The following is a 19217-nucleotide window of genomic DNA, read 5'->3' as shown; positions in this document are numbered from 1 at the left end:
GGCATTTTTGTACAATGCCCCCGCGTTTCGTCAGGGATGACGATCGGCGCAAATCAAAACGATGCTCGATCGCACCGCCGCGAATGCCGTATACGATACGGCCGCCGCCAGGCGATGCGCGTCGATTCCGAGGGATGGCTCATGTCCGATATTGCATTGCATGAAGAAGCGGTCGCCCCAGTTTTTCCCCGCCCGCCGCGCGGGTTGAACACCTGCGCGGACGCGCTGCGGGAGCGTAGCGTGCAGGTCGTCTGGTGCGACGACGTGAAGCGCGGCGATATCGCGCAACCGCACGCGCCGAAGCTCGGCGTCGCCGATACGCTCGCGCTCGCGCAGAGCACGGCCGAGCGCAACCGGATCGTCACGAGCCTGCTGCATCTGACAGGCTTTTCGACGTTCGCGTATTTCGCGCTCGAATTCGCGCGCGAGCGGGTCGAGAGTCTCTACCTGCACGAAGCGTTCACGCCGGCCACCTATCGCGGCGACTACGTGCGCCACAACCATCACGACGTCGATCCGCGCACGCTCGGCGCACGCGTATGCAACATGCCGATCGTGTGGGACCTGCAGCAACTGCGCCGCGAGCATCGCGAGCGCGACGACGCCCCGCGCGTGACGCCGGCCGCGCTCGAGGGTTTCCTGCAGACCATGCAGGACGACGGGATGTGCAGCGGCATCATGTATTCGATGGCCGTGCCCGGTACGCGGCTGCACGCGTTCATGAGCTTCACCGCGCCGCGCCGCACGCGCGAATGGATCACGCCGGCGACGATCGAACAGGCGCTGTCGATCGGGTTGTCGGTGCACAAGTTCGCGTCGCCGCAACTGATCTCGACGTCGCGCGAGCGCGCGGTCAACGGGCTCACGCCATTCGAGCAGGAGCTGCTGCTCGGCATCGCCGAAGGCGCATCCGACAAGGAAATCGGCCGGCGCCTCGACACCAGCGCGCACAACGTCGACTATCACCTGCGCAAGCTGCGCAAACGCTTCGGCGTCGCGAACCGGATCCAGCTCACGTACCTGACGTCGAAGCTCGAACTGATCTGACCGCCGCGCGGCGCATGCGAAAAACGTACGCGTAAACGCACATGCCGGCCTCACGGCCGGCATGTGCGGGTTGCGGCGCGGTGCCGGGTCCGGCGCCGCTCCCTGGACAACGTCCTGCGTTACTTCATCAGCGTCATCTGCACGACCTTCACGATCACGAGACCGACCGCGATCACGAGATAACCGCGCAGTACGGTCATCCACACGCGCGTCGTCAGCGTCATCTTCTGCGGCTCGAGCGTCTCGAGCGGCGGCATGCGCCACGTGTCGCGCTGCGAGCGATCCACGCCCGGTTCGACAACGCGCTTGTAGCGGCGGATCAGTACCGACACGAGATAACCGACGATCGCGAACACGCTGCCGCCCACCAGCACGTCGAGGATGGCCTCGCCGCTGATGTCCGGATACATCACCGACGCGGTCAGGATGATCGACAGCATCACGAGCACCCAGATCACCGCGCCCGTAAACACGTTGAGCTTCGTCGAGTTGATCCACGGGCCGAGCACCTGCCGGTCGTTGCAGAGCAGCAGCAGGAACACGGTCGCGCTCGGCAGCAGCACGCCCGCGAGCGTCTGCACGGCTTCCGTCAGCAGGCCGAGCGGGCTGCCCGGGATCAGCACCAGCGCCGCGGCGGCCGCGACGATGCCGAAGTAGACGAGATAGAAGCCTTTCGCGTCGGACACGTTACGGTGCAGCGAGTGACGGATCTTGAACACGTCGCCGATCGCATAGGCGGTCGACAGCGACACGGCCGCGGCACCGATGATGCACGCGTCGAGCAGCGCCACCGCGAACAGCGTCGCGCTCGTGCGGCCCGCGTATTTCTCGAGCCCTGCGATCACGCCGCCGGCGTCGGTGAAGTTGCCGAATTCCGGATGACCCGCGAACAGCTGGGCCGAGAACGCGATCATCGCAACGGCGCCCACCAGCACGAAGGCGATACCGATCCACAGGTCGGCCTTTTCATACTTCATGAAGCGCGGCGTGATGCGCTTGTCGATCACGTAGCTCTGCTGGAAGAACAGCTGCCATGGCGCAACCGTCGTGCCGACGATGCCGATCACGAGCAGCATCACGTCCGACAGCTTGGCGTGCGCGGGCCAGTTCGGCACGAAGAAATCGCGCGTCATCTGCGCGACCGGCGGATGGATCGACACGAGCACCGGCACGAGCAGCAGGCTCAGCAGGCACAGCCCGATCGCGAACCGCTCGAAGCGCCTGAAATCCCCGGTACTCACCGCGGCCATCGTCAGCGCGGCGGCCACGCACACGCCGGCCACCTTCGGCAGCCCGAAGAAATCCAGCACGAACGTGATGCCGATGAACTCGGTGACGATGGTCAGCGCATTGAGCAGGAACAGGTCGATCACGCTGAACGCACCCCAGAACTTGCCGAAGCGCTCGAAGATCAGGCGTGCATGGCCGACGCCCGTGACCGCGCCGAGGCGCAGCACCATTTCCTGGTTCACATACAGCACCGGTACGAGCAGCAGCAGCGTCCACAGCAGCGTCGTGCCGTAGTTCTGGCCGGCCTGCGTGTAGGTGCCGAATGCGCCGGCGTCGTTATCGCCGACCATCACGATCAGGCCGGGGCCGATGATCGCGAGCAGCGTGCGCAGGCGCGCCCACCACGTGCCGCGTGCACCGGTGTCGTGACGTGCGATCGTACCGAGCGCACCGCGGATGTCGCCCAGGTGGGCTTCGTCGAGAACGGCGCTGCGTTCGGCGGCGATCGGTGGAGAAACGTTGGATGGCGTGGACATGATTTATTCCGTACGGCTAATGGTTATCTGATGAGCGTGTGACCTTGGAATGCGCGCGGGGCGGCCGCTCGATGGCGGCCGCGCGTGCGCATGCCGAGGCGCGCTCGGCGCTTCTTTCAGTGGAACAACGATTTCAGCTGGTTCAGCAGGCGGGAGAACACCCGCGGACGGGCGTCGAGCGTCAGCATCCCGTCGTAGTGGGGACGCGATTCCGTGACGTGCGGAAGGTTCGACAGCAGAAGGCCGAAGTTCATGGTCTGGCTCCGTGCGGCGACGGCAGGCGTGCCGGCCGCGTGGTGGGTGCGGGGCCAGTCCGGGGCCTGAACGATGTGTCAGGCTAGTCGGCCGGATTGTCCCTGCGACCCGGGTTCAAAAGGGTCTGTGCGTGTAACGGGCATAAGGGACAACTGTCACTGTCGTTCATGGTGGCTCCTGTGCGATGTTCCGGAGAACACGGTTGACCGCCGACCGGTTTGGCAGCCGGCATTCGCGAACCCGGAAAAGGCGTGCGCGAACGCGGCCGCCTGCCAGGCGGCGGAGAAACCGGACGGCGCATGCGAAAACGCATCACGCTAACCGGCGCGAATCAGGGTGCACGTAGGGGGTTACTGCGGAATACTGCTGCGCGCACCGTTTGCCTGGGGGACAAACGGCGGCTTCGATGAGGCGCGGACGTCGGTCGCTCAGGCGGAAATTTCGGTCGAAGATCGACTACTGCAGGCGTCCAAGGCGGCGGCCCCAAGAGTGAAGATGCCGGATTCTATGGACCGCCCGAAAGTGAAGTCAACCCCTCGAAACCCCATTTCTCGAAATAAAATTCCCGCTTTGCGGCGTTGAAAGATTTGCCCTTGAAACCACGCGCCGAAACCTTTCAGCGCGTCACGAAACGGTCATCCATCGATGCGCGCGAACAACGACGCGGCCCCCGTCGTCGTCCCAACCTCGCCGGTCCCGCGCCGGAACGGACCGCCGCGGCGCTCGCACAACGCGCGTCGCTTTTTATGCGTTTTTTACTTGCACCGCAGCAAAAGTCACGACTACAATCCGCCCCAATTCATCAAGGGAGTCCCTCCGTGGACACATGTTCTAGTTGCAGTTGGATGCCGGTCCAGGCCGGCCAAGCCATCGCGAGATAGCAGCCAGACGCATGTCTTTCGCCGCTAACTCGCATTCGTCGGGTTAGCGCGCTTCCCCCCCGAGCCGGCCATCGCCGGTTCGTCCGTTGCACGCTCCATTACGTTCCACCCTCCGACCGCAGGCCGCGTCATGCGCCCGCGCTCGAACACGTCGTCCGGCATCCGCCGGACCGGACGGAGGCAGCGTCATGTTTTTTCAATCGTTCGCGGTCAGACTCAAGCGCATCGTGCATGTCGCGTGCGACCGCTCGTTCGTTTCCGGCCTCTCGCCGCTCGCCCACGCATTCAGCAACTGGCGCGGCACGGCGCTCGCCCATGTGCCGGCCGTGCCCCGCCCGCTCGACTGCGCACTGGTCGCCGCGATGGCGGCCGCGATCGCGCTCGTCGCGCTGCTGTGCTCGGCCGCGTCGCGCCTCGGCTTCGCGCAGGTGTGGCGCGTCGGCGGCTGGTTGCCGTAAGCCCCGCACCGCGCGGCGGTGCGTTGTGCCACGTACCGCCGCGCCACGCTTTCCGCACGACGTTTTCGTTTCTTCAGCCCAACTAATCAAACCACCGACGGAACCCACATGAAGAACTACCTCGAACCTGTCCCGCGCAAGCCGCGCCTCAAGGCGCTCGCCGCGCTGCTGCTGTCGCTCGCCGCCGCGCCCGCGTTCGCGCAATCGTCGCAGCCGGCCGCGGCCGAACCGGCGGCCGGCGCCAGCGATGCCGCCGCTCCCGTACAACAGGCCGCCGATGCTGCCGCGCCCGCCCCCACCGGTTTCTGGGAGCGCTCGAACCTGCTCGGCAACATGGGCGGCCTGCGTGACCTGCTCGGCGATCACGGCGTCACGCTGAGCCTGCAGGAAACCAGCGAGTACCTGTACAACACGTCCGGCGGCACGAATCGCGGCGGCGCGTACCAGGGGCTCACGCAATTCGGTTTCAACGTCGACACGGGCAAGGCGATCGGCCTGCCGGGCGGCACGTTCAACGTGTCCGGGCTGCAGATCCACGGCACCAACCTCACGCAGCGCTACCTGCAGACGCTGCAGACCGCGACCGGCATCGAAGCGAATTCGACCACGCGCCTGTGGGAGCTCTGGTACCAGCAGGCGTTCCTCGACGGCAAGGCCGACGTGAAGATCGGCCAGCAGAGCGTCGACCAGGAATTCATGGTGAGCCAGAACGCGGCGACGTTCATGAACGCCACGTTCGGCTGGCCCGTGCTGCCGTCAACCGACCTGCCGGCCGGCGGCCCCGCGTATCCGCTGTCGTCGCTCGGCGTGCGGCTGCGCGTGAAGCCGGCCGACGCATGGACCGCGATGATCGGCGTGTTCGACGGCAACCCGGCCGGCCGCACCGACGGCGACGCGCAGGTACTGAACGCGCACGGCACCAACTTCAACCTGCGCAGCGGCGCGTTCGTGATCGGCGAAGTGCAGTACGCGCTGAACGCGCCGCCGGCCGATCCGAAGGCGCCGCAGCCGGCCGGCCTGCCCGGTACCTACAAGCTCGGTTTCTGGTATCAGTCGCAGCACACGAACGACCCGCGCTACGGCACCGACGGCCTGTCGCTCGCGAATCCGGCGAGCAACGGCATTCCGGCGACGCATCGCGGTAACTACAGTTTCTATGCGGTCGCGGACCAGATGGTGTGGCGGCCGTCAGCGGACAGCCCGCGCTCGGTCGGCGTGTTCGCACGCGTGATGGGCGCGCCGGGCGATCGCAATACCGTCGATTTCGCCGCCAATGCAGGCGTGACGCTGAAGGCGCCTTTCAAGGGACGCGACAACGACGTCGCGGGCCTCGCGGTCGGCTACACGAAGATCGGCTCGCATGCGCGCGGCCTCGACGGCGACACCGGCGTCTACACGACGCCCGGCTATCCGGTGCGCCGCGCGGAGACGGTCGTCGAGGCGACCTATCAGTACCAGGTCACGCCGTGGTGGCAACTGCAGGCCGACCTGCAGCACTTCTTCCGTCCGGGCGGCGGCATCCCGAACCCGAACGCGGCCGGTGCGCGCATCGGCGACGAAACGGTGGTCGGCGTGCGCACGACGATCACGTTCTGACGCATCCTGTATGCAAACACGGGCCGGACGGCCGCTCGCGCGACAGTCCGGCCTGTGCGTTTGCCTGCAACGCGCGGCACGCGCCGCGCGTCACTCGCCGTACAGCCCGAGCAGTTTCAGCGTGACGCCGTTGGTCCAGCCGAAGCCGTCCTGCAGCGGATATTCTCCGCCCCCGCCGCCGCCCGTGCCGGCGCCTTCGACCACGTACTTCTCGACGAGCTTGCCTTCGGTTGCATACACATGCTTCACGTCGGACAGGAAACGCGTGCCGATATCCTTCGCGAGCGCCGGTTCGCCGTAACGGCGCAGCCCTTCGATCGCGATCCACTGCAGCGGCGCCCAACCGTTCGGCGCGTCCCATTGCTGGCCGGTGTTCGCGGTCGTGGTCGCAAGGCCGCCCGGCTGCAGCAGCGTGTTGCGTACCTCGCGCGCGGTCGCCTTCGCGCGCTCGGGCCAAGCGACACCCGCGAACAGCGGATACAGCGCAGCAGCCGTCACGCCGTCGCGTGGCTTGCGCAGTTGCCAGTCGTAGTCGCCGTAGTAGCCGTGGCGGTTCCACAGATAGTGGTTGATCGCGGCCGCGCGCCGCGCTGCCCGCGCTGAAAAATCGCTCACGCATGCGACGTCGTGCGTCACCGTACAGCCCTTCACGATCGTCGTCTCGAGATGGAACATCAGGCTGTTCAGGTCGACCGGCACGATCGACGTCGTGCGGATCGTCGCGAGCGTCTTGCCGTCGCCGAACCAGCGCGAGCTGTAGTCCCAGCCACTTTCGGCACCCGCGCGCAGGTCGCGGTACACATCGTTCGCCGGACGGCCGGGCGCCGACTTCGCGGTCGTCACGTCCTCGAGATACGACTCGTCGCGCGGCGTGTCGCTCGCATCCCAGTAGCGGTTCAGCACCGCGCCGTCGGGCATCGCGACCACGTTGCGGGCGGCCTGCCCGCGCGGCGTCGTGGTTTCGCCCTGCATCCAGTACGCATGTTCCTTGCGCAGTTGCGGCAGGTATTTCTGGTAGACCTTGTCGCCTTCGGCCTGAGCGGCGAGCGTGACCATGTACGCGAAGAACGGCGGCTGCGAGCGGCTCACGTAGTACGTGCGGTTGCCGTTCGGGATGTGCCCGATCGTGTCGATCAGGTGGGCGAAGTTGTCGAGCATGTCGTCGACGAGATCCTCGCGCCCCGACACCTGCAGCCCGAGCATCGTGAAATAGGTATCCCAGTAGTAGCCTTCGCGGAACCGGCCGCCCGGCACGACGTACGGCTTCGGCATCGGAATCAGCGAACTGTAGGGTGGCACCGTCGTGCTCGTGCGCGTGAGTTGCGGCCACAACCAGTCGATGTGCTGGCGCAGCGTCTGGCCGGGCGGCGGCGTCACGCCGCCTTCCGGGGGCGGCGTGAAGTGCTGGCCGACGAACGCCTTCAGCGAGAAGCCCGGTTGCGATTTCTGTTGCTGATACAACTGCATGATCGTCGCGGGATCGGTATCGGGCGTCGCGTCGACGAAGGTCTTCTGGTCGGGATAGATCTGCGCGGTCTGCACCGCGACGAACAGGTCGCCGTAGAGCTGGCTCGGCGGCGGCAGCACCGTGCCGGACGCGGGGCCCGCGACCGCCGCGGTCGGCACGGCGGACTGGCCGGCCGCTTGCGTGGCGGCCTGGTTCGCATTGTCGGCCTGCGCGGCACAGCCGGCGACGGCGAGATACGCGACGGCCAGTGCGGCCGCCCAGCGCAGACGCGGCGCGGGTGGAGCTGAACGAGACGAGAGACTGGGTGACAAGCGGGATGCAATCGATGCGGCACGACGTGACGTCATGACGTGTCCCCTCCTTTCGATGGTGAGTGGATCGGCACGAGGTCTCGTTCGCGCGCGCGCTCGTCTCGATGGCCCTCGATCGATGCGCGTCGTTGTATCCGGAATGCGAGTGAGGTCGACTGTCGCATGAAACGCGCACCGCACGCAAGTTTCGCGGTCGCGACTGCGGGCCGATGTCATGTGTCATGTCACGCGCCGCAGTCGTCTCTTCTTTCACAAGCGGTAACAGGAACGACTGTTGCAACATGCGGAACAACTGGTGTCGCACGTGACGCAACGACCACATTGTGGGCATAATGGCGTCTTTACCGCGCGCCCAGCCCATGTCGCCCGTCTTTCTAGCACCGCTCATCGTTGCCTGTGCGTTGTTCATGGAAAGCGTCGACGCGAACATCATCGTCACCGCACTGCCTGCGATGGCGAGGGACTTCGGGCACAGCCCCGTCACACTGAACATCGCGATCACGGCCTACGTGGTCGGCCTCGGCGTGTTCATCCCGATCTGCGGCTGGCTCGCCGACCGCTTCAGCGCACGCTCCGTGTTCCGCACCGCGATCGGCATCTTCGTCGTCGGCTCGCTGATGTGCGCAGCCTCCAATTCCCTCGGCGTACTCACGTTCGCGCGCTTCATACAGGGCGTCGGCGGCGCGATGATGGTGCCCGTCGGCCGCATCATCATCTTCCGCGCAGTGCCACGCTCCGATCTCGTGCGCGCGATGAACTACCTCGCGATTCCCGCGCTGTTCGGGCCCACGGTCGGGCCGCTCGTCGGCGGCTTCATCACGACCTACCTGCACTGGCGGATGATCTTCTTCATCAACGTGCCGATCGGCATCTACGGGATCTATCTCGCGAGCAAGCACATCGCGAACACGCACGAGCCCGATCCGGGCCCGCTCGACTGGTTCGGCTTCCTGCTGTCGGCAAGCGGCGCCGCGCTGCTGCTGATGGGCCTCACGCTGATCGACGGCTCGCTCACGTCACGCTCGAACGCCGTCACCATGTGCGTGGCCGGCACCGTGATGCTCGCGCTCTACGTGCCGTACGCGCGCCGCAAGGAGCGCCCGGTGCTCGACCTCAGTTTCCTGAAGATTCCCACCTACCACGCAAGCGTCGTCGGCGGGTCGCTGTTCCGCATCGGGCTCGGCGCGGTGCCGTTCCTGCTGCCGCTCGCGCTGCAGGAAGGGCTCGGCATAACCGCATTCCATTCGGGGCTCATCACGTGCGCGTCCGCGCTCGGCGGCGCGGTGAGCCGCTCGACGGCCACGCATACGCTGCGCCGCTTCGGCTTTCGCACTGTGCTGATCTACAACGCGGCATTCGCGGGCCTCGCGATCGCCGCCTATGGCGTGTTCCATCCCGGCATGGCGACCTGGGCGATCTGGCTGATCGTGCTCGTCGGCGGCATCTTCCCCGCGCTGCAGTTCACGAGCCTGAATTCGATGATCTACGCGGACATCTCGCCGCGCGACGCGGGGCGTGCCACGAGCCTCGGCAGCGTCGTGCAGCAGATGTCGCTCGGCCTCGGCGTAACGGTGGCCGGCCTCGTGCTGCATGTGTCGCACTGGCTGCAGGGTCATCAGACGATGATGTGGTCGGATTTCTGGCCCGCGTTCGTCGTGGTCGGGCTGTGCTCGTTCGCGTCGATTCCGATCACGCGGCGGCTGCCGCCCGGCGCCGGCGACGAAGTCGCGCGCGGCAAGCGGCAATAAGTGGCGGGGATGTCGGGGCGTTGCATGACGGCCCGGAGAAACGCGTGCCGCGGCATGACACGTCGGCACGGCAGTCCGAGAAAAACCGGAAAGACAAAAAAAATCAGCGGACATCCACACGGGGCCGGTGCACAGCCGCATGGATGTCCGCTCAGGGCTCCGGGTCTCCCGATGGGGGTTGAGAATCCCGGCTTCGCTTCCTGCGTGCCATTGACGTATGTGCGTCGGAAGCGGAATCGTTGCGCACGCTTAGCGTTGCGCCATGAACTGCACTATAGGGAAACTCGCGCAACGCGTCTGTCAAGCATTGTCAGACGCGCCGCAGCGGCACGCCGCACGTGTGCGCCGCATTCGCGCTAAAGTGGTGCCCGACCTCCACCCTCAGCCGCCATTCCGATGCTTACGCTCTCGCCCGCCGCCGCCCGCGCGCTGCATCTCGCCGCACAGGGCCTGCTGACGCCGCCCCGCCGCAAGGCGACCAAGTCCGACGTGCTCGACACGATCCGCCGGATGGCGCAGTTGCAGATCGACACCATCCACGTCGTCGCGCGCAGCCCGTATCTCGTGCTGTTCAGCCGGCTCGGCGATTTCGCGCCGCAGTGGCTCGACGAACATCTCGCCGAGGCGCGCCTGTTCGAATACTGGTCGCACGAAGCGTGTTTCCTGCCCGTCGAGCAATTCGGCCTGATGCGCTACAAGATGCTCGATCCGTCGGGGATGGGCTGGAAATACGCGGCCGACTGGCATGAGCAGCATCGTCCCGACATCGAGCGGCTGCTCGCGCGGATTCGCGACGAGGGTCCGGTGCGGTCGGCCGATTTCGTTCGCGAGGATGGCGTGAAGGGCAACGGATGGTGGGATCGCAAGCCCGAGAAGCGTCACCTGGAGGTGCTGTTCACGACGGGCGACCTGATGGTGTCGGAGCGCCGCAATTTCCAGCGCGTGTACGACGTGCGCGAGCGCGTGCTGCCCGACTGGGACGACACGCGCGACCTGCCGCCGCGCGACGCCGTGCTGCCCGCGCTGCTCGACTACACGTGCCGTGCGCTCGGCGTCGTGCGCGCCGACTGGGTGGCCGACTACTACCGGCTGCCGCGCCGTTCGTACCGCGCGGAGCTCGAGCGGCTCGCGGACGCGGGCGACCTGATTCCGGTGGAGATCGGCGACTGGAAGGAACCGGCCTACGTGCATCGTTCGCTCGACGCGTTGCTGCCGGCCGCCGCGGCCGACACGCTGCGCTCGACGGTCACGACGCTGCTGTCACCGTTCGATCCGGTCGTATGGGATCGGCGGCGCGCATCGACGCTGTTCGATTTCGACTACACGATCGAGTGTTATACGCCCGGGCACAAGCGGCGCTACGGCTATTTCTGCCTGCCCGTGCTGCATCGCGGCCGGCTGGTCGGCCGCGTCGACGCGAAAGCGCATCGCACGCTCGGCACGTTCGAACTGAAGGCCGTGCACGTCGAGCCGGGCGTGCGGTTCGGCACGGGGCTCGCGGCCGACGTCGCGAAGGCCGTGAAGAAACTCGCGGCGTGGCACGGCACGCCGGAGGTGACGGTCGCGCATGCGCCGCCGGCCCTCGTACAGGCACTAGCGCGCACCTGACGCCGCGTGCCGCCGGCACGCTAACCGAGCATGTGGATGCCGGCGTCGATATAGTGCGTGCCGCCGGTAATCGCCCGTGCACCGTCGCTCGCAAGGAACGCGCAGAACGCACCGACGTCGTCGATATCCAGCGCGTGATGCAGCGGCGCCCGGCGCGCGGTGTCGTCGAGCAACCGGCCGAAGTCCGGCAGGCCCAACGCCGCGCGCGTCGGCAGTGCGCCCGGCGAAATCGCGTTGACGCGAATGCCCGTGCCGCCGAGTTCGGCCGCCAGGTACCGCACGCTCGCTTCGAGCGCGGCCTTGACCGGCCCCATCACCCCGTAGTTCGCGACGACCTGCTCCGCGCCGAGATAGCTCATCGCCATGAGGCTCCCGCCTCGCGTCATCAGCGGCTCGGCAAGCCTCGCCATCCGGATGAACGAATGGCACGAGGTATCCATCGCCAGCGAGAAGCCTTCCGGCGAACTATCGACCACGCGGCCGTGCAGATCGGCCTTCGGTGCATACGCCACCGAATGCAGCACGAAGTCGATCGCGCCCCATTGCACTGCAATCGCGTCGAACACCGCCGCCATCTGGTCGGGCCGCCCGACGTCGAGCGGCATCCGGATCGGCGCGTCGAGTTGAGCGAACAGCGGCGCGACGTGCGGCAAGGTCTTCTCCGACTGCCAGGTCACCGCGAGCGTGGCGCCCGCCCGGCAAAACGCACGCGCGCATCCCCACGCGATGCTCTGCTCGTTCGCGATGCCGACGACGAGCCCCCGCTTGTGTCGCAACGTCATGCCGCCCTCCGTGTCGATCCGCGCCGGCCTAGCGCTGTGCCGCGATCCATCGCGCGATGTCCGGCCACACCGTCGTCAGCGTGCGCGAGCCCATGAACAGGCCGATATGGCCGCCCGGCACGAGCCGGCTCTCGATCCGCGACGCGGGCGTCCCGAGACGGTCGCGCGCCCCGAACACCTGCTCCGGCGTCGTGATGTCGTCGGCCTCGCCGGCGAGCAGATAGGTCGGGCACACGACGTCCTTCAGGTCGAGCGTGCGCCCGAGCGCGACGAACGTACCGTTCGCGAGCCGGTTTTCCTTGAAGATCTGCACGATCGCCTGCAGGTACCAGCGCCCCGGCAGGTCGATCGGGCTTTCGTACCAACTCGCGAACACCTCGCGCTTGCGCAGGTATTCGGGATCGTCGAGATGTTCGTACAGGTCGACGTGCTCGGTCAGATAGTGCTGATCGGGATGCATGTTCTTCCAGCCGCGCAACATGAAGCGCCCGCGCATCAGTCCGCCGCCCATTGCAACGAGTTCCTCGTAGAACGACGTCGGATACGTGTGCACCATCCGCTTGATCGGGCCGTCGCCCGCGTCGGTGTCGATCGGCGAGCCTGCCAGCACGAGGCTCGCGACCTTGTGCGGGAAGCGCGCCGCATACATCGCGGACATCCAGCCGCCCTGACACAGCCCGACGAGATTCACGCGGCCGCCGAGTTCGTCGACGCACACGTTCAGCTCGGCCAGATACTGGTCGATCTCGAGGTCCTTCATATCCTCGGTGGCCGAGCGCCAGTCGGTCAGGTACAGGCGCGTCACGCCGTGCTCGCGCAGCGTCTGCATCAGGCTCTGCCCCGGCTGGTAGTCGGCGATCATCGCGCTGTGCCCCGCATACGGCGCATCGACGATCGTCGGCAACCCGTGTGCCGGCGCGACCGAATAATCGCGAAACGTCATCGTCCGCAGCGCCAGCAACGGCCGGTTCGTCGACGCCAGCGCCGGATGCACCTCGAAGTGGAGCTTCTCCTCTTCCGCGAGGAAACGGAGATTGCGCGCGGCGATCTCGGAGCCGGCCGCAAACATCGCGGTGGCAGCGGCCATCGGCCAGAAAATCGGCAGCGCGGGGGCGCTGACGGCAGGGGAAGAAGTGTCGCGTGCTGTCATCGAAGGTCTCACCGGGTCGGATACCGCGTGGAAGGGATCGCGTCGTCCAGCACGCGGCGCGTGTGCCGCGCGATCATCAGATTTTCGTCGGTCGGGATCACGCGCACCGTCACGCGTGACGCGTCGCTCGAAATCACCGGCAGGCCGGCGGCGTTCGCCGCGTCGTCAAGCACGACGCCGAGCCACGCCGCGCGGCTGCAGATCCGTTCACGCACGCGCGGCGCGTGCTCGCCGATGCCGGCCGTGAACACGAGCGTGTCGAGACCGCCGAGCACGCCGGCCAGTGCGGCGAGTTCGCGGGCCGCGCGGTATGCGAACAGTTCGACCGCGTGCGCGGCCGACGGCGCGTCGCTCGCGAGCAACGTGCGCATGTCGCTCGACACGCCAGACACGCCGAGCAGCCCCGACTCCGCATAGATCAGATGCTCGACCTCGTCGAGCGACCGGCCCGCGTGACGCTGCAGGTACAGGATCACGCCCGGGTCCAGCGCGCCCGTGCGCGTGCCCATCGGCAGCCCGTCAACGGCCGTGAACCCCATCGTCGTCGCGACGCTACGGCCGTTCGCGAGCGCACACAGGCTCGCGCCGTTGCCGAGGTGCGCAACCACCGTCCGGCGTTGTACCCACGACGGATCGAGCGCCGCAAGCGCCGCCGCGATGTACTCATACGACAGCCCGTGGAAACCGTAGCGCACGATTCCCTGTTCGGTCAGCGCGCGCGGCAGCGCGAACTCCCGTTCGAGCGCCGGCACCGTCGCATGGAACGCGGTGTCGAAACATGCGACCTGCGGCAGGTTCGGCGCAACCGCGGCAACCGCGCGGATCGCGTCGACGTGGTGCGGCTGGTGCAGCGGCGCGAGCGGCGAAAGCGACGCTATCGCATCGAGCACGCGCGCGTCGATCCGCACGGGTGCGGTGAAATACGGGCCGCCGTGCACGACCCGGTGCCCGACGCCGTCGAACGCCGCCTCCCGCCCGACATGAGCCGCGAACCACGCGTGCAGCGCTTCGATCGCGCCTTGATGCCCCGTTCGCGCGACGGGGCCGTCAGCGAGCGTTGCACCGTGCGCATCGGCCACGAACAGATGCGGCGCGTCATGCAGGTTCTCGACCTGCCCGTGCAGGCCCGCATCGAGCGAGCGATCCTCGCGCGTGTCGTAGACCGAGAACTTGAGGCTCGACGAGCCGGCGTTGAGCACCAGTACGGGATATCGCATCGCCGCCCCCGTCAGTGCGCGTCGGCCGCAACCGCCGGCGCGGCCACGGGTACCGCCTTGGCGCGCGCCGCCGCCGCGACGAGCGCCGCGACCGCGCAGCTCGCCAGGCGCGTGCGTTCGCTGTCGGCGCGACTCGTCAGGATCACCGGCACGCGCGCGCCGAGCACGATGCCGGCCGCATCGGCATTCGCCAGGAACGTCAGCTCCTTCGCGAGCATGTTGCCGGCCTCGAGGTCGGGGGCGAGCAGGATGTCCGCATCGCCCGCGACCGCGGAACCGAGATGCTTGAGCCGCGCGGCTTCGGGGCTGATCGCGTTGTCGAGCGCGAGCGGCCCGTCGAGCAGCGCACCGGTGATCTGGCCGCGTTCGGCCATCTTGCACAGCGCGGCCGCGTCGAGTGTCGACGGCAGCTTCGAGCTGACCGTCTCGACCGCCGACAGGATCGCCACCTTCGGCCGGGCGATGCCGAGCGCGTGCGCGAGATCGATCGCGTTCTGCGCGATGTCGGCCTTCTGCTCGAGCGTCGGACGGATATTGACGGCCGCGTCGGTGATGAACAGCGGCTTGTGGTAAGTCGGCACATCCATGATGAACACGTGGCTCAGGCGCCGCCCGGTGCGCAGCCCCGTATCGGCACGCACCACTTCCTCCAGCAACTCGTCGGTATGCAGGCTGCCTTTCATCAGCGCCTGCGCGTCGCCCGCGCGCACCAGCTCGACGGCGCGCGCGGCCGACGCGTGACTGTGCGGCGCATCGACGAGCCGATAGCCGGACAGGTCGACGCCGAGCGTCGCGGCGAGCGCCGTGATCCGCGCCACCGGGCCGACCAGGACGGGCACCACGATACCGGCACGGGCGGCGGAGACGGCCGCGCGCAGCGATACCTCGTCGCAAGGATGGGCGACCGCGACCGTCACCGGACCCAATGCACGGCAACGCTCGACCAGCGCTTCGTATTTCTGATGCGTGCGGAAATCGCTCATCGACACCCCCTTCGCAATGATCACGTGAACGGATTCTGGTGCGGGACCGGGCGAAATCGTTTGATTCTCGTCAATCGTTTCAGGTGAAGTCCCGATAGCATGAAGCCGCACGATGACATCCGGATGGCCACGACGCCGCCCCTGACATGCACATACGCGAAATCCGCTCGAAGATCGCCAGTACCTCGTCCACGCGCAAGATCACCAAGGCGATGGAAATGATGGCGCGCACCAAGATGGCGAGCGCGCAGCGACGCGCGCGCGAGTTCCGCCCGTACGCGGCGCGCATCGGTGCGATGGCCGAACGCGTGCTGCGCGATCGGCCCGACCACGTATCGGCGCTGATGGCGCGACGCGATACCGTGCGCCGCGTCGGGCTGATCGTCGTCAGCACCGATCGCGGGCTGTGCGGCCCGCTCAACGCGCGGCTGCTCGTCGAATGCGTGGATGCGCTCGAACGCTGGGACCGGGCCGGCATCACATGCGAACTGAGCGTGATCGGCGCGCGCGGTATCGCGCCGCTACTTCGCCACGGCGCGACCATCGCGGCGCGTGCGAGCGGCCTGGCCGCCGAGCCGCACTTCGAGCAGTTGCTCGGCGCGCTGCTCGTGCCGCTGACCGCGTTCGTCAACGGCGAGCTCGACGAAGTGCATGTTGCCTACAACCGGCTGACGAGCCCGCTCGCGTACGAGCCGCGCATCGATGCGATGCTGCCGATCGCGGGGCTCGACACCGGCGCACCGGTCAACGGCGCGCCGGCGGCCGATTATCTCTACGAGCCCGCGCCCAAACCGGTCGTGGACACGTTGCTGCTGCGCTACGTCGAGGCGACGCTCTATCAGGCCGTCGTCGAAAACTACGCATGCGAGCAATGCGCGCGGATGTTCAGCATGCAGACCGCGACGGACAATGCCGACCGCGTGTTGCGCGAACTGCGGCACCTGTACCAGAAGACGCGACAGGCGCAGATCACCACCGAGCTGTGCGAAATCGTCGCCGGCGCGGCGGCAGTCTGAAGGAGTGCATATGAAGACGTCGATGAGGCTCGACATCGTGAGCGTGGAAGCGGTGCTGTACGCGGGCGACGCGCATTTCGTCGTCGCCCCGGGGGAAAGCGGGGAACTGGGGATCTACCCGCACCACGCGCCACTGCTCACGCGACTCCGGCCGGGCGTCGTGATGCTCGTCGATGCGCCGACCGGCGAGCGTCGTCGCCTCCTCGTCGCGGGCGGCGTGCTGGAGGTCAGCCGCGACGGCGTGACGCTGATCGCCGATCACGCGCTGCGCACGCCCGAACTCGACGATCTGCGCGCACGCGAAGCGCGGCACGCGGCCGACGACTGGCGCCGGCGCTACGCGCAAGAAAACCGGCGCGCATTCGATTTCGCATCGGCCCGCGCGGAATTGACGGAAGAAATCCGGCGCTTCTTCACGATGGCGCTGCGACAACAGGCGTCGTACGACAAACCGGGCAGCGCCGGCTAGACACCGGCTCCGGTGCGTCGCTCAGTCGCGCAGCTTGCGAAAACGCGGCGTACCGTCTTCGAGGTTTCCGTTGAACATCGCTTCCGGCCGCACCCACAGCCCGCGCGCATGCGGCCACAGATGCTCGTACACGACCACCGATTCCTCGGTTTCGGAATGGCGGGCAACGCCGATATAGCGATACAGCCCGCCCTTGTAGTGGCGATGCGTCGCGAGCTGTTCGGCTTCCTGTTCGGTCATGGTATGCGTCTCTTCGGCAAAAACGGAAAGCGCGTATTGTATGCGCTGCGCCGCGCGTCAGCGTTTCGCGTAGATATCGGGGCGGCGGATCTCCATCAGCCGCTCGGGATTCGCGGACGGCCCGAAGCCGACCGGCCGGTACAGTTCGTGCGCGTCGGTCGTCACGAGCATGATGCGGCGCAGGCGCTGCACCATCTCCTGCGCGAACACGTGGTCGATCAATGCGCGGCCGTAGCCGTTGCCGCGTTCGGCCGGCAGCACGAACACGTCGCACAGGTACGCGAACGTCGCGTGATCGGTGACGAGCCGCGCGAACCCGACGAGCCGGTCGCCGACGTACGCGCCGAAGCACAGTGAACCTTCGATCGCTCGCTCGACCACATCGCGCGGAATGCCCTGCGACCAGTACGCGTCGCGATGCAGGAAGTCGAAGATCGCGTCGATGTCGAGTTCGCGCTTGTCGGTGGAAAATCTCAGCGTGGCGGGGGTGGCAGCGGGCACGTCTGTTCTCCGGTCGGGGGGAAGGGGAAGCATCGACGATACCGCGCTGTGCGGTGGGCTACAAGCGGGACGACCAACCCGCCGCGGCCCGACGGATGCGCATCCTCACGCCGGACGGTGGCAAGCAGCCCAATACTGTCACCCGGCAACCTGTACGGTAACCCGTACATATTTCATCGCCGTGCTATACTTGTACAACCATATGTACAAGTGAGGCAGATCATGCGCACGATTCATTTTTCGGATGCCCGCGGCAATCTGAAGACGGTCATCGACCAGGTCGTCGACGATGCGGACGTGACGCTCATCACGCGCCGCGATGCGCCGAACGCCGTCATCATGTCGCAGGACTACTACGACAGCCTGATGGAGACGGTTCACTTGCTGCGCTCGCCTGCCAACGTCGCCCATCTCGAACGTTCGATCGCGCAACTGCGCAAGGGCAAGGCGAAAGAACACAAGCTCGCCGAGGATGATGAATGAGCGTACGCCGCGTGCTCTTTACTTCCGACGCGTGGGACGACTATGTCTATTGGCAGGGGCAGGATCGCAAGACGCTCAAGCGCATCAACCAGCTCATTCGCGAAGCCCAGCGAACACCGTTCGAAGGCATCGGCAAACCCGAACCGTTGAAGGCCAATCTGTCCGGCTTCTGGTCTCGCCGTATCGACGACACGAACCGCCTGGTCTACGAGGCTGACGATCTTCAGATCAGCATCGTGTCCTGCCGCTACCACTACGAGTAGCCACGCGCCACCCTGTCACACGCGTCGCGCTTGCCCGCTTACCCGCGCACGCATTTCGGTGGATCATGTAGCCCGTGCCGGCCTGTCGCAACCGACCGCGCACGCCGACAACGACCGACCGGAAGGAGACACCCGATGCACGACCGCGCCGCACTCACCGCCTCTGCCCCCCGCCTTGCCCTCGCGCGCCGCTCGGCATGCTGGCTCGCCATCCTCGCCCTTGCGTCCGCGGCGCTGCCGGCCGAAGCGGCCGAACTGCGCGTGATGATCTCCGGCGGCTTCACCGCTGCGTACCGGCAACTGGGCCCCGGCTTCACGGCCGCATCCGGCGACACGCTCGACACGATCTCCGGCCCGTCGATGGGCCAGTCCAAGGAAGCGATTCCGAACCGCCTCGCGCACGGCGAGAAAGCCGACGTGCTGATCATGGTCGGCTACGCACTCGACCAGTTGATCAAGGAAGGCAAGGTGATCCCCGCATCGCGCGTCGAACTCGCCGATTCGCGGATCGGCATGGTCGTGCGCGCCGGCGCGCCGAAGCCCGACATCGGCACCGTCGAACAATTGAAGGACGTGCTGCTGCGCGCGAAATCGGTTGCGTATTCGGACAGCGCGAGCGGCGTCTACGTCGAGAAGGAAATGTTCCGGAAACTCGGCATCGAGGATCAGGTGAAGCCGAAGGCGACGATGGTGCCGCGCATCCCGGTGGCATCCGTCGTCGCGAACGGCGACTACGAAATCGGCTTCCAGCAGGTCAGCGAACTGCTGCCCGTGCCGGGCGTCACGTATGCGGGCAAGGTGCCCGAATCCGTGCAGTCGGTCACGCGCTTCGCGGGCGGCATTCCGGTCGGCGCCGATCATCCGGACGACGCGAAGAAGCTGCTCGACTATCTCGCGTCGCCGCAGGCTCAGCCGGTCGTGCGGGCAACGGGCCTCGATTCGGTGACAATGTCACCCGCTCAATAAACCTGCCAC

At 67.0% G+C, this 19217-nt stretch carries 19 protein-coding genes; 10 read left to right on the top strand and 9 right to left on the bottom strand.

Annotated features, from left to right (window positions below; translation table 11 throughout):
• Nucleotides 1–141: 141 nt before the first annotated feature.
• Nucleotides 142–1047: a helix-turn-helix transcriptional regulator gene (locus H3H55_RS21300; protein WP_129515407.1), complete on the top strand. Its 906-nt coding sequence runs from the start codon at nt 142–144 to the stop codon at nt 1045–1047.
• A gap of 119 nt (nt 1048–1166) precedes the next feature.
• On the opposite strand, the gene H3H55_RS21295 is transcribed toward H3H55_RS21300, so the two are convergent.
• Both H3H55_RS21295 and H3H55_RS21290 read right to left on the bottom strand, forming a co-directional pair.
• Entirely contained in the window at nt 1167–2813 is a 1647-nt protein-coding gene (locus tag H3H55_RS21295) for an NRAMP family divalent metal transporter (protein WP_129515408.1), read from the bottom strand.
• Between the two features lie 116 nt (nt 2814–2929).
• A complete protein-coding gene (locus H3H55_RS21290) occupies nt 2930–3067 on the bottom strand; it encodes a hypothetical protein (protein WP_164992047.1) in 138 nt (45 codons plus the stop codon).
• A gap of 1070 nt (nt 3068–4137) precedes the next feature.
• On the opposite strand from H3H55_RS21290, the gene H3H55_RS21285 reads away from it, so the two are divergent.
• Nucleotides 4138–4407: a hypothetical protein gene (locus tag H3H55_RS21285; protein ID WP_193100091.1), complete on the top strand. Its 270-nt coding sequence runs from the start codon at nt 4138–4140 to the stop codon at nt 4405–4407.
• A 108-nt stretch (nt 4408–4515) separates the two neighbouring features.
• Nucleotides 4516–6003, top strand: coding sequence for a carbohydrate porin (locus tag H3H55_RS21280; protein ID WP_193100090.1), 1488 nt, complete (start codon nt 4516–4518; stop codon nt 6001–6003).
• 90 nt (nt 6004–6093) lie between these two features.
• On the opposite strand, the gene treA is transcribed toward H3H55_RS21280, so the two are convergent.
• Nucleotides 6094–7818, bottom strand: coding sequence for an alpha,alpha-trehalase TreA (gene treA, locus H3H55_RS21275; protein WP_193100089.1), 1725 nt, complete (start codon nt 7816–7818; stop codon nt 6094–6096).
• A gap of 323 nt (nt 7819–8141) precedes the next feature.
• Here treA and H3H55_RS21270 point away from each other — a divergent pair, with 323 nt between their 5' ends.
• Nucleotides 8142–9530 (top strand): MFS transporter, encoded by a 1389-nt coding sequence (locus H3H55_RS21270; RefSeq protein ID WP_193100088.1) that lies wholly within the window; start codon nt 8142–8144, stop codon nt 9528–9530.
• Between the two features lie 396 nt (nt 9531–9926).
• A complete protein-coding gene (locus tag H3H55_RS21265; protein WP_193100087.1) occupies nt 9927–11138 on the top strand; it encodes a winged helix-turn-helix domain-containing protein in 1212 nt (403 codons plus the stop codon).
• A 20-nt stretch (nt 11139–11158) separates the two neighbouring features.
• Here H3H55_RS21265 and fabI read toward each other — a convergent pair whose 3' ends face one another.
• From fabI to H3H55_RS21245, 4 genes are read right to left on the bottom strand one after another with little or no spacing between them, the layout of a single operon-like run.
• Nucleotides 11159–11920: an enoyl-ACP reductase FabI gene (fabI, locus tag H3H55_RS21260; protein ID WP_193100086.1), complete on the bottom strand. Its 762-nt coding sequence runs from the start codon at nt 11918–11920 to the stop codon at nt 11159–11161.
• A gap of 28 nt (nt 11921–11948) precedes the next feature.
• Nucleotides 11949–13070, bottom strand: a complete 1122-nt coding sequence (locus H3H55_RS21255; protein WP_129515415.1) for an alpha/beta fold hydrolase — start codon at nt 13068–13070, stop codon at nt 11949–11951.
• Between the two features lie 8 nt (nt 13071–13078).
• Nucleotides 13079–14287, bottom strand: a complete 1209-nt coding sequence (locus tag H3H55_RS21250; RefSeq protein WP_193100085.1) for an acetate/propionate family kinase — start codon at nt 14285–14287, stop codon at nt 13079–13081.
• Nucleotides 14288–14298: 11 nt separating this feature from the next.
• A complete protein-coding gene (locus tag H3H55_RS21245) occupies nt 14299–15270 on the bottom strand; it encodes a phosphate acetyltransferase (RefSeq protein ID WP_193100084.1) in 972 nt (323 codons plus the stop codon).
• Between the two features lie 146 nt (nt 15271–15416).
• On the opposite strand from H3H55_RS21245, the gene atpG reads away from it, so the two are divergent.
• Entirely contained in the window at nt 15417–16286 is an 870-nt protein-coding gene (gene atpG / locus H3H55_RS21240) for an ATP synthase F1 subunit gamma (protein ID WP_193100083.1), read from the top strand.
• 10 nt (nt 16287–16296) lie between these two features.
• Complete coding sequence (gene atpC, locus H3H55_RS21235; RefSeq protein ID WP_193100082.1) at nt 16297–16755, top strand: ATP synthase F1 subunit epsilon; 459 nt, start codon at nt 16297–16299, stop codon at nt 16753–16755.
• A gap of 21 nt (nt 16756–16776) precedes the next feature.
• Here atpC and H3H55_RS21230 read toward each other — a convergent pair whose 3' ends face one another.
• Together H3H55_RS21230 and H3H55_RS21225 are read right to left on the bottom strand one after the other, a co-directional pair.
• Nucleotides 16777–16995 carry a DUF1653 domain-containing protein gene (locus H3H55_RS21230; protein ID WP_006480837.1) on the bottom strand — a complete coding sequence of 73 codons (219 nt, stop codon included), beginning with the start codon at nt 16993–16995 and terminating at the stop codon, nt 16777–16779.
• 57 nt (nt 16996–17052) lie between these two features.
• Nucleotides 17053–17496, bottom strand: coding sequence for a GNAT family N-acetyltransferase (locus H3H55_RS21225; RefSeq protein ID WP_048245578.1), 444 nt, complete (start codon nt 17494–17496; stop codon nt 17053–17055).
• A 222-nt stretch (nt 17497–17718) separates the two neighbouring features.
• Here H3H55_RS21225 and H3H55_RS21220 point away from each other — a divergent pair, with 222 nt between their 5' ends.
• The 3 genes from H3H55_RS21220 (at nt 17719) to H3H55_RS21210 (ending at nt 19208) form a co-directional block, all read left to right on the top strand.
• Nucleotides 17719–17979 (top strand): type II toxin-antitoxin system Phd/YefM family antitoxin, encoded by a 261-nt coding sequence (locus H3H55_RS21220; RefSeq protein WP_011547275.1) that lies wholly within the window; start codon nt 17719–17721, stop codon nt 17977–17979.
• A complete protein-coding gene (locus H3H55_RS21215; protein WP_011354451.1) occupies nt 17976–18242 on the top strand; it encodes a Txe/YoeB family addiction module toxin in 267 nt (88 codons plus the stop codon). The genes H3H55_RS21220 and H3H55_RS21215 overlap by 4 nt, the downstream gene beginning before the upstream one ends.
• A 135-nt stretch (nt 18243–18377) precedes the next feature.
• Nucleotides 18378–19208 (top strand): substrate-binding domain-containing protein, encoded by an 831-nt coding sequence (locus tag H3H55_RS21210; protein WP_226800336.1) that lies wholly within the window; start codon nt 18378–18380, stop codon nt 19206–19208.
• The last annotated feature ends 9 nt before the right edge of the window (nt 19209–19217 follow it).

This window comes from Burkholderia sp. Z1 (genome assembly GCF_014893795.1).
GTDB lineage: Bacteria > Pseudomonadota > Gammaproteobacteria > Burkholderiales > Burkholderiaceae > Burkholderia > Burkholderia theae.
The sequence above is the reverse complement of the archived record's forward strand: the minus strand, read 5'-3'. Positions and strand labels throughout refer to the sequence as shown.